At 68.7% G+C, this 15,517-nt stretch carries 12 protein-coding genes; 3 read left to right on the forward strand and 9 right to left on the reverse strand.

The genetic code is table 11. The features are described 5' to 3' along the window. Window positions 1–25: 25 nt before the first annotated feature. Complete coding sequence (locus tag KY497_RS15705; protein WP_017828337.1) at window positions 26–430, forward strand: RidA family protein; 405 nt, start codon at window positions 26–28, stop codon at window positions 428–430. A gap of 108 nt (window positions 431–538) precedes the next feature. Further along, the gene (locus tag KY497_RS15710) at window positions 539–2,026 is read left to right on the forward strand and encodes a L,D-transpeptidase family protein (RefSeq protein ID WP_258185757.1); all 1,488 of its coding nucleotides are present in this window, start codon (window positions 539–541) and stop codon (window positions 2,024–2,026) included. 182 nt (window positions 2,027–2,208) lie between these two features. On the opposite strand, the gene KY497_RS15715 is transcribed toward KY497_RS15710, so the two are convergent. Continuing rightward, the gene (locus KY497_RS15715; protein WP_218682715.1) at window positions 2,209–4,428 is read right to left on the reverse strand and encodes an NADP-dependent isocitrate dehydrogenase; all 2,220 of its coding nucleotides are present in this window, start codon (window positions 4,426–4,428) and stop codon (window positions 2,209–2,211) included. 176 nt (window positions 4,429–4,604) lie between these two features. On the opposite strand from KY497_RS15715, the gene KY497_RS15720 reads away from it, so the two are divergent. Next, window positions 4,605–5,063 (forward strand): GNAT family N-acetyltransferase, encoded by a 459-nt coding sequence (locus tag KY497_RS15720; RefSeq protein ID WP_141386349.1) that lies wholly within the window; start codon window positions 4,605–4,607, stop codon window positions 5,061–5,063. On the opposite strand, the gene KY497_RS15725 is transcribed toward KY497_RS15720, so the two are convergent. The 8 genes from KY497_RS15725 to KY497_RS15760 all read right to left on the reverse strand — a co-directional run bounded on the left by KY497_RS15725 (window position 5,060) and on the right by KY497_RS15760 (window position 15,407). Next, a complete protein-coding gene (locus KY497_RS15725) occupies window positions 5,060–6,058 on the reverse strand; it encodes an IS481 family transposase (protein WP_219869472.1) in 999 nt (332 codons plus the stop codon). The two genes, KY497_RS15720 and KY497_RS15725, sit on opposite strands and share 4 nt — an antisense overlap. Window positions 6,059–6,277: 219 nt before the next feature. Continuing rightward, a complete protein-coding gene (locus KY497_RS15730) occupies window positions 6,278–7,096 on the reverse strand; it encodes a hypothetical protein (protein ID WP_219869473.1) in 819 nt (272 codons plus the stop codon). A gap of 130 nt (window positions 7,097–7,226) precedes the next feature. After that, complete coding sequence (locus KY497_RS15735; RefSeq protein WP_055870527.1) at window positions 7,227–9,041, reverse strand: ABC transporter ATP-binding protein; 1,815 nt, start codon at window positions 9,039–9,041, stop codon at window positions 7,227–7,229. Next, window positions 9,038–10,969 (reverse strand): ABC transporter ATP-binding protein, encoded by a 1,932-nt coding sequence (locus tag KY497_RS15740; RefSeq protein ID WP_219869474.1) that lies wholly within the window; start codon window positions 10,967–10,969, stop codon window positions 9,038–9,040. Before KY497_RS15740 ends, KY497_RS15735 begins: the two co-directional genes overlap by 4 nt. Before the next feature lie 313 nt (window positions 10,970–11,282). Continuing rightward, a complete protein-coding gene (locus tag KY497_RS15745) occupies window positions 11,283–12,332 on the reverse strand; it encodes a dipeptidase (protein ID WP_219869475.1) in 1,050 nt (349 codons plus the stop codon). A gap of 79 nt (window positions 12,333–12,411) precedes the next feature. Continuing rightward, entirely contained in the window at window positions 12,412–12,909 is a 498-nt protein-coding gene (locus KY497_RS15750) for a methylated-DNA--[protein]-cysteine S-methyltransferase (protein WP_219869476.1), read from the reverse strand. Continuing rightward, complete coding sequence (locus KY497_RS15755) at window positions 12,906–14,441, reverse strand: DNA-3-methyladenine glycosylase 2 family protein (RefSeq protein ID WP_219869477.1); 1,536 nt, start codon at window positions 14,439–14,441, stop codon at window positions 12,906–12,908. Before KY497_RS15755 ends, KY497_RS15750 begins: the two co-directional genes overlap by 4 nt. A gap of 78 nt (window positions 14,442–14,519) precedes the next feature. Next, window positions 14,520–15,407: a class I SAM-dependent methyltransferase gene (locus tag KY497_RS15760; RefSeq protein ID WP_258185758.1), complete on the reverse strand. Its 888-nt coding sequence runs from the start codon at window positions 15,405–15,407 to the stop codon at window positions 14,520–14,522. Between the last annotated feature and the right edge of the window lie 110 nt (window positions 15,408–15,517).

Below are 15,517 nucleotides of genomic sequence, written 5' to 3' on the forward strand. Positions count from 1 at the left end.
CTAACAAGGCTACTAGGCTGGCGGCATGACCGCGAAGATCCGAGTTTCCACCGACGCCGCTCCCGCCCCCGCCCACACCTTCTCGCAGGGGATCCGCAAGGGCCCGTTCGTGCAGGTGTCCGGCCAGGGTCCCGTCGACCCGAAGACGAACGAGTACCTGTTCCCCGGTGACGTCGCCGCCCAGACGACCCGCACCCTGGAGAACGTGAAGGCGATCGTCGAGGCATCCGGTGCGACGTTCGACGACGTGGTGATGCTGCGCGTCTACCTGACCAAGCGCGAGGACTTCCCGATCATGAACGATGCCTACGGCGCCTTCGTGACCGCGCACACCACGAATGGCGTCCTGCCCTCGCGCACCACCGTCTTCACCGGTCTGCCGCGCGAAGAGATGCTGGTCGAGATCGACGGCATCGCCATCATCGACTGACGGGCCTGATGCGGGGAGGCACGTTATCACGGACCGTTGCCTCCCCGTTACCTCCCATCCCGTACCATTGAACGTGAGGACACGTTTGAGAGCCGGGGGGTGAAGTTCGTGACCGATCTGATTTCTGCGCCGGGCGCAGCCGAGGCGCAGAGAGATGACTCCGCGCCCACCGCAGTACTCGCACCGACGGGAGCTCCCACGGAGACCGTCCCGCCGTCCACCGGCGAACAGCCCCTCGCCTGGGCCCCCATCGAACCGTCACCCAAGAAGCGCCGCCTCGGCCTCTGGATCGGTCTGGGTCTCGGCGTCATCGCGATCGGTGCGGGCGCGGCCTCCATGATCCTCATCGCGCCCGGCACCACGGTCGCGGGCATCCCCGTCGGATGGATGACCCCGGGCGCCGCGGCCGACACCATCAACGCCCACCTCGCCGAGACCGAGGTCACCCTCACCGGCGAAGGAGAGGGCACCGTGCTGACCGGCACCGACCTCGGTGTGAACGTCGACGCGACGGCTCTCGCCGACACGGCCTTCGCCGAGCACCCACTCTGGAACCTCGGAGCCTGGATGGGCGACCCCGTACCGGCGGAGATCGCGTTCGATTCCGAGAAGGCGACCGCGGCACTGCGCGCCGCAGTGCCGACGAGCTTCGACGACCCCGTGGACGCCGGCGTGGTCTTCGACGCCGCCAGCGGCACCTTCGTCATCACCCCGTCGGAGACCGGCACCGGGATCGACGTCGCCGGCCTCAACGCCGCCTTCACCGAGGCGGTCGGCGACGGCCGCACCACGCTCGAGTACTCGGGCGACGCCGCCACGGCCCAGCCCGCCGTCTCCGACGACGACGCCACGGCCACCGCGTCCACACTCAACACGATGCTCCCGGCCGTCGGCTTCTACGTCGGCGAGGAGCGCACCGTTCCTGTCGATCCCGCCGTCGCCGCGTCCTGGCTCTCGGTCGTCGACGACGACGGCCAGCTGCGCATCGAGGCCGACCCGCAGGCGATCCAGGCCACCGTCGATGGTCTTCCCGCTCTCGTGGACCGTGCTCCGGTCAACGCGACCAACATCGTCGATTCCGCCGGGAACGTGCTCCGCGCGGAGCAGGAGGGCGTCGCGGGCCGCGCGCTCGGCGACACGTCGGACATCGCGGACCAGTTCGCCGAGAAGCTCGCGGCCGGCGACGGCACGTTCGCCCTCACGGTCACCGAGACCCCGTTCGAGACGGTGAGCCTGTTCCGCCGCATCGACATCAACCTGAGCTCGCAGCGGGCCGTCCTCTACGAGAACAACGAGGTCGTGAATTCCTGGGCCGTCTCCACCGGCCTCCCCGGAACATTGACCCCCACCGGCAACTTCAAGGTCTTCGCGCACACGCGCATCCAGGACATGGGCTGCTATGAAGGCGCTCCGTACTGCACGGAAGACGTTCCCTGGATCACGTGGTTCGCCCCGAACATCGGTTTCCACGGCACCTACTGGCACAACAACTTCGGCCAGCGCATGAGTCACGGCTGCGTCAACCTGCCGATCGACCTCGCCAAGTACGTGTACGACTGGTCTCCCCAGGGCCTCGAGGTCTCCGTCCACTACTGACGATCGCTCCTCCCCCGCCGTCCTGTGAACGGCGGGATGAGCGCGCCGTCCAGAGGCGCTCCTGACGGCGGCACGGTTCCGACGTCGGTGTGCCCTTCGCCGATGGCACCAGGCCGTCTCCCGGGGCCGCCCGGGTACGAAGAAGGGGGCGGATGCCGCAGCATCCGCCCCCTTCTCTCGCGTCAGCGCAGTGCGTCGACGATGCCGTTCAGCGTCGCAGAGGGACGCATGACGGCCTCGACCAGCGCGTCGTCCGGACGGTAGTAGCCGCCGATCTCGACCGGCTTGCCCTGCACCGCGTTGAGCTCGGAGACGATGGTCTCCTCGTTCTGCGCCAGCGTGGCGGCGATCGGCGCGAAGGCGGCGGCGAGCTGGGCGTCCTTCGTCTGCTTCGCCAGCTCCTGAGCCCAGTACAGGCCCAGGTAGAAGTGGCTGCCGCGGTTGTCGATCGTGCCCAGGGCACGGCCGGGCGAACGGTCCTCCTCGAGGAAGATCCCGGTGGCGGCATCCAGCGTCTCGGCGAGCACACGGGCCTTGTCGTTGCCCGTACGGTCGGCGAAGTGCTCGAGCGACGCGGCCAGCGCGAAGAACTCGCCGAGCGAGTCCCAGCGCAGGTAGTTCTCCTCGACCAGCTGCTGCACGTGCTTGGGTGCGGAACCACCCGCACCGGTCTCGAACAGCCCGCCGCCCGCGAGCAGCGGCACGATCGAGAGCATCTTGGCGCTCGTGCCGACTTCGAGGATCGGGAACAGGTCGGTCAGGTAGTCGCGCAGCACGTTGCCGGTGACCGAGATCGTGTCGAGCCCGTGGCGCATGCGTGCGAGCGTATAGCGCGTGGCCTCCTCGGGCGCGAGGATCGTGATCGTGAGGCCCTTGGTATCGAGCGTCGCGAGACCCTGGTGCACCTTGGCGATGATCTGCGCATCATGCGAGCGGTTCGCGTCGAGCCAGAACACGGCGGGGTCGCCGGTCGCCCTGGCGCGGGTCACCGCGAGCTTGACCCAGTCCATCACCGGGATGTGCTTGGTCTGCGTCGCGCGCCAGATGTCGCCCTTGCCGACCGTGTGCTCGATGAGCACGGTCCCCTCGCCGTCGAGGACCTGCACGATGCCGTCTGCGGCGATCTCGAAGGTCTTGTCGTGGCTGCCGTACTCCTCGGCCGCCTGCGCCATGAGCCCCACGTTGGGGACGGTGCCGATGGTCGCCGGGTCCAACGGGCCGTTCGCGATCACGTCGTCGATCACGGCCTGGTAGACGCCCGCGTACGACGAGTCGGGGATGACGGCGAGCGTGTCCGCCTCTTCGCCCTCCTTGCCCCAGAGCTTGCCGCCGTTGCGCACCAGTGCGGGCATCGATGCGTCGACGATCACGTCGCTCGGCACGTGCAGGTTCGTGGTGCCCTTGTCGGAGTTCACGTACGACAGACGCGGCCCCTCGGCGATGGCCTTGTCGAAGGCGGCGGCGATCTCCGCGCCGTCCGCGACGTTGGCCAGACCCGAGAGGATCGAGCCGAGACCGTCGTTGGCGCTGAGTCCGGCTGCGGCGAGCTTGTCACCGTACTGCGCGAACACGTCGGCGAAGAACGCCTTCACGACGTGACCGAAGATGATCGGGTCGCTGACCTTCATCATGGTCGCCTTGAGGTGTACCGAGTACAGCACGTCGTCGGCCTTGGCCTGGGCGAGCGTCTCGGCGAGGAAGGCGTCGAGCTCCTTGGCCGAGAGGAACGTCGCGTCGATGATCTCGCGCGGCAGGACCTTGAGGCCTTCCTTCAGCACGGTGACCGTGCCGTCGTTCGCCGTGTGGCGGAAACTCAGCACGTCGTCGTGGGCGGCGACCCAGGAGCGCTCGTTGTGCTTGAAGTCATCGTGACCGAGTGTCGCGACGCGGGTCTTGGATCCCGCGGCGAACGGCTTGTTGCGGTGCGGGTGCTTCCTGGCGTAGTTCTTCACCGCGAGCGGGGCACGGCGGTCGCTGTTGCCCTCGCGCAGCACCGGGTTCACGGCGGAGCCCTTGATGCGGTCGTAGCGCGCGCGAACGTCCTTCTCCTCGAGGGAGGACGGCTCGTCCGGGAAGTCGGGAATGTCGTAGCCCTGCTTCTGGAGCTCGGCGATCGCCCCCTTCAGCTGCGGGATGGAGGCCGAGATGTTCGGCAGCTTGATGATGTTCGCCTCGGGGAGCGTGGCGAGACCGCCGAGCTCGGCGAGCGAGTCGCCCACCTGCTGCTCCGGGGTGAGCTTCTGCGGGAAGGCGGCGAGGATGCGGCCGGCCAGCGAGATGTCGCGGGTCTCGACCTCGATGCCGGCCTGGCCGGTGTATGCCTGGATGATCGGAAGGAACGAGGCGGTGGCGAGCGCCGGTGCCTCGTCTGTGTGCGTGTAGATGATGGCGTCGTCGGTCACCGGGAGGTTCTCCGTTCACGGGGCTATTTGTCTCGATACCAAGATACCTGAGCAGGTCTGACGCCGTGGCCCCGGCCTGCGACCGATGGCCGTTCGGATGTCGACGAACGGCCACAGCACGGCGAAATGTTCCCCTGAAACGTGTCCGGTGCGCCCGGAGGGGTTAGCCTGGGTCCATGTCCGAACTGCGCATGGTCGAACTCTCCGCTGCGACGATCGTCGCCGTGAACAACCTGTCGCTCAAGCCCGGACAGGAGCAGTTCCTCGCTCCGGTCTCGTACGGGATCGCAGCGACCGTCATCAACCCGCAGACCTCCTGGCAGCGGGTGATCCTGGATCGTAACGAGGTCGTCGGCTTCGTGAGTGCCAACTTCGACCCCGAAGCACCGGAGGAGCACTTCCGCTCCGTGCTGTGGCGCATCAACGTCGACGCCGACGACCAGGGCCGCGGTGTCGGCCGGTACGCCGTCGAGGCGCTCGTCGACGAAGCCCGCGAACGCGGCGTAGACCACGTCAACGTGATCTACGAGGCCGGCGAGGGTGGGCCGGAGACCTTCTTCCACCGCGTCGGCTTCACTCCCGTGGGCGAGACCGCCTACGGCGAGGTCATCGCCGAGATCCGCGTCACGACCTAGATGTGATGTCCAGGCAGGTTGTTTTCGATTCTGCTGATGGGCGGGGCTCCGATCGCGGAGTGGTGCCTGTGATGATTGTAGAAGTGCAGCCAGCCCGGGAGTGCTTTGCGGCGCTCAGTCTCTGAGGGATAGAGCTTCGCGTATGCCCAGCCGTCGGCGAGGGTGCGGTGGAAGCGCTCGATCTTCCCATTCGTTTGTGGACGGTAAGGCCGGGTCTTCTTCGCCGTGATCCCAAGATCGATGCAGGCATCGCGCCAGGCGTGAGACTTGTAGGCCGAGCCGTTGTCCGAGAGGACGCGCTCGACAGTGACACCGCGGTCGGCAAACCAGGACACCGCTCGGCGGAGAACACCGATCGCGGTGTCCGCTTTCTCGTCGGAGCAGATCTCGGCGTAAGCGACGCGGGAGTGGTCGTCGATGACGGTGTGCACGAACGCAGTGCCGAGCCTCGGCTCGTAACGATGGTTCCTGCTCTTGGTGCGGGTGGCGGTGGCCTCTCGGTTGCGTTCGCCTTGGACGCGGCCGACGAAGCGCCAGCCGCCGCCGTCGGGGATGTTGCCGAACTTCGTGACGTCGACGTGGATCAGCGATCCGGGATGATCGTGCTCGTAGCGGCGGATTTGCTCCCCATTGACCCTGTCGATATGGCTGAGCCGGTTGATGCGGCAGCGCACCAGGACCGCGTGGACGGTCGAGGCGGGCAGACCGAGTTCGCCAGCGATCTGAACCGCGCCGAGACGCCGCCGCCACCTCGCTTTCACGATTTTCTTGACCTGCGGCAGCGGGGTCTTCGTCGGCATCGATCGCGGGCGACTCGAACGATCAGCCATCCCAGCAGGTCCCTCCAGGCGCAGCCTGGCCGCCCACTTCCGGGCGGTCACGGGCGAGACCATGAACATCTTCGCCGCGACCTGCGGCGGCCAGTGATCCTCGACGATCAGGCGCGCCAGTCGAAGCCGGGCGCGTGGGGTCAGGGCAGCGTTAGCGTGGGACACGAGGGCCTCCTGGTTCCTGAAGCGGTTGAACTCAACAGCTCCACTTCACAACCGGAGGCCCTCACCTCTCAGCTCTTCACGGCCGTGTCGCCGAAACAACGTCCCTGGACATCACACCTAGACCGGGCGGCGGGGTCTCGAATCCCCTCCCCCATCGAGACCTCGTCGCCCTTCACAGTGCTCGAGGGGAGCGCTCTCACGCCGTCGCGCGCCTGGGCGTCAGGGGCGATCGTCCGGCTTGCCGCCGGGCTTGCGACGGCTCGTCCACGACGACAGCGCCGCAGCGGCAGCGCCGGCCGCCCGATCGATCGCTTCGGCCGAACGGTTGAGCATGTCCTGCGCGGCGTCCTGCCACGCCGCCGCCTCCGGCGCCTCCCCTGCCTGCACCTTGGCAGCGTGCTCTGCCGCCTCGAAGGCGCGCTCCAGGTCGGCGACGGCATCGCGATAGGCGGCGAACTCCGCCGGGGTGATGCGCCCGGCTGCCGCGCGGCGCATCTCTGCCGCGTGACCTGCGGCGCGGAGGTATGCCGCCGTCTGCGGATGCTTCACATCGGTCATCGCCGGGTAGGAGATCTGCAGGGCGGGGTCGGTCTCGTACCGCATCCACCGGACGGTCACGGCCTCATGCGCGGCGTGCAGACGCTCCAGGGGGCGAGGCTCCGATGCCGAGGGCACCGCGGCTCTCGCGGCGTTGAGGCGGACCTGACGCGCGCGCACATCCGCCGAGGCGGCCTTCGCATCGCGCTCGCGCTCCTTGAGCATCCGTCGCGCTCCCGCCACCTGTTCGGCGGTCGCGCGCTGAGCGGCCCGCTCCGCGGTGACGCGAGCCAGGTCGGCACGCGCGATCTTCCACGCGGTGCGTCGCTCGGCCGCAGCCAGCTGCGCCTCCCTGAGGTCGTGACGCGCGGCGTCGACCGCAAGGCGGCGTCCGCTGACCGTGCTGTTGCGACGACGTGTTCCCATCACACCCACCGTCCCCGCGGCGACCGCAGTCGGCGCGATCCACCACCACTCGGCGACGAGCAGCAACGGGTCCATACCTCGATGCTACCCACGCGCCGCGCTCGACGCTCACCCCCGGGTGCTCGCCCACCCCTCGACCGCTGCGGCCATGGCGGCCCCGCCGCACCGGCGAGGTCGGGCATGGCCGCAGTCGTCGAGGGAGTGGTCAGACGAGCGTCTCCTGCCAGGCTGCGTGCAGCTGCGCGAACTTCCCGGTGCCGCTGATGAGCGCGGCGGGGGTGTCGTCCTCGATGATGCGGCCGTGCTCCATCACCAGCACCCGGTCGGCGATCGCGACCGTCGACAGTCGGTGCGCGATGATGATCGCCGTCCGGTCCTTGAGAAGAGTCTGCAGCGCATCCTGGATCAGACGCTCCGACGGGATGTCCAACGATGCCGTGGCCTCGTCGAGGATCAGCACCGCAGGGTCGGCGAGGAACGCCCTGGCGAAGGAGATGAGCTGGCGCTGACCGGCCGAGACCCGCCCACCGCGCTTGTTCACATCGGTGCCGTAGCCGTCCGGCAGCGACGAGATGAAGCCGTCGGCCCCCACGGCGCGTGCCGCGGCCTTGATCTCGTCGAGCGTCGCCTCCGGCTTGCCGAGTGCGATGTTGTCGGCGACGGTCCCACTGAACAGGTAGGCCTCCTGCGTGACCATGACGATCGCGCGACGGAGATCCTTCGGGTGCAGCGAGCGCAGATCGACCCCGTCGAGGGTCACCCGCCCTTCGGAGGGGTCGTAGAAGCGCGAGATGAGCTTGGCGAGCGTCGACTTGCCGGCACCGGTCGTTCCCACCAGGGCGATCGTCTGCCCCGCCGGGATGTCGAGCGAGAAGTTCGGGAGGATCGTCTTCTCGCCGTTGTACCCGAAGGTCACCTCGTCGAACTCGATGTGTCCGCGCGACTCCCACAGGTCGACCGGCTTCTCGGGGTCCGGAACCGTCGGCACCTCTTCGAGCACGCCCGACACCTTCTCCAGCGCGGCCGTCGCCGACTGGTAGGAGTTCAGGAACATGGCGATCTCCTGCATCGGAGCGAAGAAGTTGCGCACGTACAGCACGGCGGACAGCAGCACACCGACCGTGAGCGCCCCCTCGGAGACGCGGATGCCGCCCCACAGCACGACGATGCCGAGCACCAGCGCGGCCACACCCATGAGTCCGGGCTCGAACGTGCCGAACAGCAGCATCGAGCGACGGTTGACATCGCGGTACTCGCCCGCGATCTCCTGGAACGCCTTGTCGTTGCGGGGCTCCTTGCGGAACGCCTTCACGGCGCGGATGCCGGTCATCGTCTCGACGAACTGCACGATCACCTTGGCACTGATCACGCGCGACTCGCGGTAGACGAGCTGCGAGCGCGAGTAGAACCACTTCATCAGGAAGAACAGCGGCACTCCGCCGATCGCGAGGATGAGTCCGGACTGCCAGTCCCATACGCACAGGGCGATGAAGGTGAACAGGCCGAAGAGCACGCCGGAGACGAGCTCGTTCAGGCCGCCGTCCAGGAGCTCCTTGATCGAGTCGAGGTCACTCGTCTGGCGCGAGATGATGCGGCCAGACGTGTACGACTCGTGGAACTCCAGGCTGAGGCGCTGGGTGTGCAGGAAGATGCGCTTGCGCAGATCGAGCAACACCGCCTGGGTGAGCTTGGCGGCGATGATCACGTACCAGGCGATCAGGACGGCGGCCAGCGCTCCCGCCAGCAGGTAGATGCCGCCGATCATGAAGGTCGGCATCCAGTCGGCCCGTTCGATGGCCGCAGGCAGTGCGCGGTCGAGGCCGATGCTGATGAGGATGGGGCCGGCGACCTGCAGAGCGGTCGACACGACCAGCACCGCGGCGGCCAGCACGATCCGCGGCTTCAGAGGGCTGACCAGGGATCCGAGCAACCGGAGGGACCGACGACGGATCTCCCTGCTCTCGTCACGGGTGTATTCGGAACGGTCCTCGTTCTGGGTTCCGGTGATGGCGGAGCTCATCGCTGCACCTCCTTCTCGGTGATCGGGTCTTCGTCGGCGGCTCGCATCCCGAGGCCCTCCTGGACCTCTTCGTCGATCTCGGCCTGTTCATCGCGGATCACCGGGATCGCCCCGGTCCGCGCCGCCTCCTCCGCCTCCAGGCTGGAGATGACGTGACGGTAGTGCCGGCTCGTCTTCAGCAGCTCGGAGTGCGTGCCCACCGCCGTCACGCGACCGGCTTCCAGCAGGGCCACGCGGTCGGCGAGCGCCACGGTCGATGGCCGGTGCGCGACGATCATGGCCGTGGTGTCGGCGAGCACGTGGCGAAGGGCCTCCTCGACGAGAGCCTCGGTGTCGACGTCGAGCGCCGACAGCGGGTCGTCGAGGACGAGAACCTTCGGGTTCGCCGCCACCGCGCGAGCGAGGGCGAGTCGCTGCCGCTGGCCGCCGGAGAGGCTGAGCCCCTCCTCGCCGATGACCGTCTCGACGCCGTCGGGCAGCGCATCGACGAACGACGCCTGGGCGACGTCGAGGGCTTCGCGCAGCACGCGCTCCCCCTCCTCGCTGTGCACATCGAGCTCGGCACGGCCGAGGAGCACGTTCTCCCGGACCGTCGCCGAGAACAGCGTCGCGTCCTCGAACGCCATCGCGATGTGCTGACGGAGTTCCGCGAGCGGAAGGTCGCGCACATCGACGCCGTCGAGCGTGACCCTGCCACCGGTCACGTCGTACAGACGAGTGGGCAGCGTGGTGAGCGTGGTCTTGCCGCTGCCGGTGAGTCCGACCAGCGCCATGGTCTCACCGGGGCGCAGCACCAGGTCGATGCCGTCGAGCAGATCGCGCTCGTGGGCGCCCGCATCCTGGTAGCGGAAGTGCGCGTTCTCGAACGCGAGCTCTCCGCGGGGGTTCCCGATGTGCACCGGGTTCTCCGGGTCGGTGATGGTGTTGGTCTCCGAGAAGATGTCGAACACACGGTCGGTCGCCGTGCGGGCGTCGAGCATGAACGAGAACAGGAAGCCGATCGACTCGATGGGCCAGCGCAGCACGACCGCCATCGCGAAGAACGCGAACAGCTGCGCCTCGTCGATCTGCCCCACCGAGATCAGCCAGATGCCCGACATCAGGCTCAGACCGAACGCGATCTGCGGCATGAGGTCGAGCCAGAACCAGATGGACGCGATCGCGCCGGCCTTGCTCATCTCGGTCTCGCGCAGAGTCTCGGCCTGACGGCTGAAGCGGCTGAGGGCGTGCGTGCCGCGCCCGAACGCCTTGAGCACGCGGATGCCGTGCACGCTCTCCTCCACGCTGGTGGCGAGGTCACCGGCCTGATCCTGGCTGCGACGGGTGAGGGCGCCGTAGCGCTTCTCGAACAGGTAGCCGCGGATCCACAGCGGGATCGCGGTCACCAGGAAGATCACGCCCAGCAGCCAGTGCCACCGGAACAGCAGCACGGATCCGATGATGATCGTGAGGATGTTGACCACGAGCAGCACGAGGCCGAACGCGAGCCAGCGGCGGATGAGGCCGATGTCCTGCATCATGCGGCTGAGCAGCTGACCGGAGCCCCACCTGTCGTGGAACGACACCGGGAGGGTCTGCAGGCGCGAGTACAGCTCGGTGCGCATCTTGTACTCGACCTCGGTCGAGGGGTTGAGCACGAACTGGCGTCGCAGCCAGACCATCAGTGCCTCGCCGAGAGCGAGGGCGAAGACGGCGACGGCGCCCCAGACGATGGCGCTGAGATCACCGGAGTAGACCGGGCCGCTGATGATCTGCTCGAGAACGATCGGGATCATCAGGGCGATGACGGCGGCGATGAGCGCGCTGGCGGCACCGCCGGCGAGCCGCCAGATGACGGGTTTCACGAAGGGCTTCAGGCGCCACAGTGCGGCCGGAGTGGAAAGGGTCGATGACGGCGAGGGGTTCTGCGCGGAAGGCGAGGAAGACATGTCTCTCAGACGAGTTTCGTATGGACAGCGGGTGCGGAAGGGGACGGATGCGAGAGCGGACTCACAGAGTCCGGCATCCGACGAAGAAGGGGCGGGGTGGCTCTAGGAGAGCGGGCGCGCCGTGGTCGAGCCGAGAGCTGCGATCCGCGCGATGGCGATCGTGGTCATGGTGTCCTCCTCAGGGGCTCGGCGATGTCGTCCGGTTGGCGCGACAGCCCACCAGCCTATTGCTGTGAACCAGCTGAAAGCAAGAGTCATTCCCGATTCCTGCGCCGCGATCGTCGAGGTCGCGAGAAAGGAGACCTCGTGACGCTCAGGCGCCGGCGGTGACGGCGAGCTCCGACCGGAGGAAGCGTCGCAGGTTGCCGCCCAGCACGGCGAGGATGTCCGCCTCCGGCCAGCCGCGGCGCAGCAGAGCCTCGGTCACGAGCGGAAGCCCGGTCGGACCATCGAGTCCTGGGAGGTAGCGGTCGGCGGGGACTCCCTCGATCGTCGTCTGCACGCAACACGGGGCCGTCGTGTCCGCGAGCACCTCGCGGACGAAGTCCGACCCCATCCCGACGTGCGCGATCCCCGCGACCGACACCACCCGCTCGAAGTGGTCGATCAGGGTGTCGATCGTGTAGGCGCTCTCGTGCAGGTAGGGCGCGAAGAAGTTGACGCACACGACTCCCCCGCTCTCCGCGACCCCGGCGATCTGCGCGTCGGTCAGGTTGCGGTGGTGGTCGAACAGCGCACGCGCCGAGGAATGCGTGGCCATGACGGGCCGTGTGGCGATCTCGAGCACGTGGTCGACTCCGCTCGCTCCGAGGTGGCTGATGTCGAAGATCATGCCGACGCGCTCCATCTCCGCGAGCGCCCGGATTCCGGTGCGGGTGAGCCTGCTGCCCGCGGCGTCTTCGCCGCTGCCGTCGGCGAAGGCGCTGCGTCCGAAGTGCGCGACCGCGCCGATCCGGATCCCGAGGCGATGCACGGTCTCCAGCAGCTCGACGTCGTCGGCGATTCCGGGCATCCCCTCCAGGGCGAGCACCAGCGCGATGCGCCCTTCGCCGATCACGCGGTCGATGTCATCGCCGTCCAGGCACAGCCCGACGGCGTCCGCGTTGCCCTCCGCCAGCCGGTGGGCGGCTTCGATCATGCGCAAGGTGCGACGCAGTGCCCCCTCCGGGCGGTACACGTCGTCGATGAACACGGGCAGGACCTGAAGGTCCACACCGCCCTCCTGCAGCTGCGGGAGCCACTGCGTACGGAAGTAGTCCGACCACTCATCCGAGGGGCGGGTCGCCACCGAGCACAGCAGGTCGTTGTGCGCGTCGGCGACGACGGCACGGCGGTGGAGGACGAGTGCATCGTTGGCGGTCACGGGATGAGCCTACGGCCGCGTCGGTGCGGATGCTTCGTCGACGGGCACCATGACGACAACCCGTCGTGGTGCCCGCGGCTCAAACGCCGGCGCTCTCCCGCGCGAGCAGACTCTCCTTGACGTCGAGACCCCAGGCGAATCCGCCGAGGCCGCCGTCGGTACGCAGCACGCGATGGCAGGGCACGAACAGCGCGGGCGCGTTGCGGGCGCAGATGGACGCCGCCGCCCGCACGGCCCGAGGGTTGTCGAGCTGTGTCGCGAAGCTCGTGTAGGTCAGCGGCTCGCCCGGCTCGATCGCCCGAAGCGCCGACCAGCCGGCGAGCTGGAGCGCGGTTCCGGACTGCTTCACGGCGACCGCGTCGATGGCCGAGAGTTCGCCCGCGTAGTAGGCGAGTGCGGCGGCTGCGGCATCGGTCTCTCCCTCGCGGAACTCCTCGGGACGATGCGCAGCGGACAGCCGGCCGAGGATCACCTCGACGTCGGAGGTCCAGCCGGAGGCCAGCACCCGCTGACGGTCGTCGGCGAGGATCGTGAAAGCGCCGTCCGGGGTCTCGATGGTCTGGAGGATGGCGGTCATGAGGTCTCCTTCGTCGTGGTGTCGCCGGTGGGGGCTGGGTGGGCGGTGGGGGCGGGGTGGGCGGCGGATGCGCGCCGAGATGCGCCAGGGCGCACCGGGGCGGCGCGCCAGAGGTGTGCGCTGAGGTAGCTGCGCCACGGTGCGGTGCGCTCGGACCACGCCGTGAGTGCTCGGGCCTCCCCGGGCAGGCCCGCCGCCGCCGCGCCGGCGCGCAGTGCGACGTCACCCGGCAGCAGCACATCGGGATCGCCGAGCACACGCATGCGCACGTAGTCGGCGGTCCAGGGGCCGATACCCGGCATCGCGAGCAGTGCGGCACGCTGCTCGGTGCCGTCGTCGCCGACCGTCAGCCGCAGGGACCCGTCGGCGAGAGCGGCTGCGGCGCCCGTGATGGCGCGGATACGGGCGGCCGGTCCACGCAGCACCTCGGCACCGCGCTCGGCGATCGCCGTCATGGTCGGGAACAGCAGGCCGCTGTCGGTGCGCTCCCCGAGAGCCTCGGCGAGGGCGATGAGCGCCGTGCGGGCGGCGACCACGGTGATCTGCTGCCCGACCATGGCACGGACGAGCATCTCGTGCGGATCGGCGGATCCCGGCACGCGGATGCCCGGAGTGCGGGCGACGAGCGGCGCGAGCTCGGGGTGCGCGCAGAGCGCCTCTTCGATCGCGAGCGGGTCGGCATCGAGGTCGAAGATGCGCCGCACCGTCGACACCAGCGGGGCCAGGTCGCCCAGCCGCGCGACGCGGGCGCGCAGATGCAGGCGCGCCGTCTCGTCCTGGCGCACCTCGAACCAGGCGGGACCGCCCGACATGCGCAGGTGTCGGGAGAACGACGTCGCCGTGACCTCCTCGATCCCGGGGACGGCGCGCGCGGCCATCCAGGCGAAGATGCCGCTCGCGTCGAGCGGTCCTCGGTACGGCAGCACGAGGTCGATCGCGCCGGGTGCCGCCGACGCGTGTGACCGGCGACGTGCCCTGAGCTCACCCGGTGTGAGTGCGAAGACCTCGCGGATCGTGTCGTTGCACTGGCGGATGCTGGCGAAACCGGCGGAGAAGGCGACGTCGGAGATGGGCATGTCGGTGCCCACGAGAAGCATCCGCGCGGTGTGCGCTCGATGCGCCCTCGCCAACGCGAGAGGGCCCGCGCCGAGCTCGGTGCTGAGCAGGCGCGTGAGGTGCCTGCTGGAGTATCCCAGGCGCGCGGCCAACCCCGGGACGCCCTCGCGCTCGACGACGCCGTCGGAGATCAGGCGCATCGCACGCGCGGCGGTGTCGCCGCGGATGTCCCACGCCGGAGAACCGGGCGCGGCTTCAGGCAGACACCGCTTGCATGCCCGATACCCGGCCTCGTGCGCGGCGGCGCTCGTGGGATAGAACGTCACGTTCTGCGGTTTCGGCGTGCGTGCAGGGCAGCTCGGACGGCAATAGATCCCGGTCGATCGCACGGCCGTCACGAACTGCCCGTCGAAGCGGGTGTCGCGTGCGCTGATCGCACGGTAGCGCTCGTCGAAGCCGTTCGCGGGGAAGGTCATGCCCCCACTCTGCCACCCTCCGCCGACGTCGACTGGCGGAAATCGGACATGACTGTCGTAAGGCGGCTGGCCCTCCCGTCAGCGGCCTCGTCGAACCATCCGCCCGGCTGCGCGCAACGGCTTCGTCACCTTCCAGCTCGCGCTGCGGTGCACCGCTGCGAGTGCGTCGTCGCGCGCCACGATCACATCCGACAGGCGCGCCCGCTCCGTCTGCAGCATGTCCACGACGTCATGCAGGGACGCGACCTCCGCCTCCAGATGCGGGATGCGCGCGACCTGGGCGATCATCTCGCCGAGACGCTCGAAGTCAACGCGGATCCGGTCGGCGACCGACGTCTCCGCCTCGAAGAGTGCGCGCAGCGGCTCGTGCCGGATGTCCCCCACTGCGAGCACACCGAGCCCATGCCCGTGCTCGAATGCGAACACGCGCCCTGGTTCGGAGATCTCCTCCCAGAGGCGCCATACGCCGAAGTCGTCGCGTCGTTCGGCGATGTCGTGGAAGAGGATCACTCCTCCGTCGCGAACCGTGTCACGCCACTGCTCGTAGTCCTCGCGGGCGTCCTCGTACCCGTGGCGTCCGTCGATGTGCAGGAGATCGACGGACGCCGCGGCGAAACGCGGACGTGTGTCGGAGAAGTAGCCGCGATACAGTTCGACCGACGACGGGTAGTCGCGCGACGCGATCGAGCGCACGGACTGGTAGATGGAATCGTCGTAGAAGCCGGCGTGGTCATCGCCCTCCCAGCTGTCCAGGGCGTTGATGGTGAGCGGATGCCCGAGCCTCTTCGCGGCCTCGGCGAAAGCGAAGCACGAGAAGCCGTTGTGGGTGCCCAGTTCCACCACGTCTCGCGGGCGCAGCACGTCGATGAGCCAGGCGGCGAACGCACCGTGCGTGACCCAGGCCGAATCCACGAAGTGCGCCGGCATCCAATAGGACGTCGGTCTCAGCCATGGCACAGCCGACATGCCTTCGCTCGACGTCGCACGCGCCTGTGCTTCCATACTGTCGCCCCATCGCCCCAGTGAGGCCCCAGTATATAGGTGCCACGCGGGCGTGCGACGGGAACACGCTCCCG

It is taken from the genome of Microbacterium sp. PAMC22086, assembly GCF_019443525.1.
GTDB classification, from domain to species: domain Bacteria; phylum Actinomycetota; class Actinomycetes; order Actinomycetales; family Microbacteriaceae; genus Microbacterium; species Microbacterium maritypicum.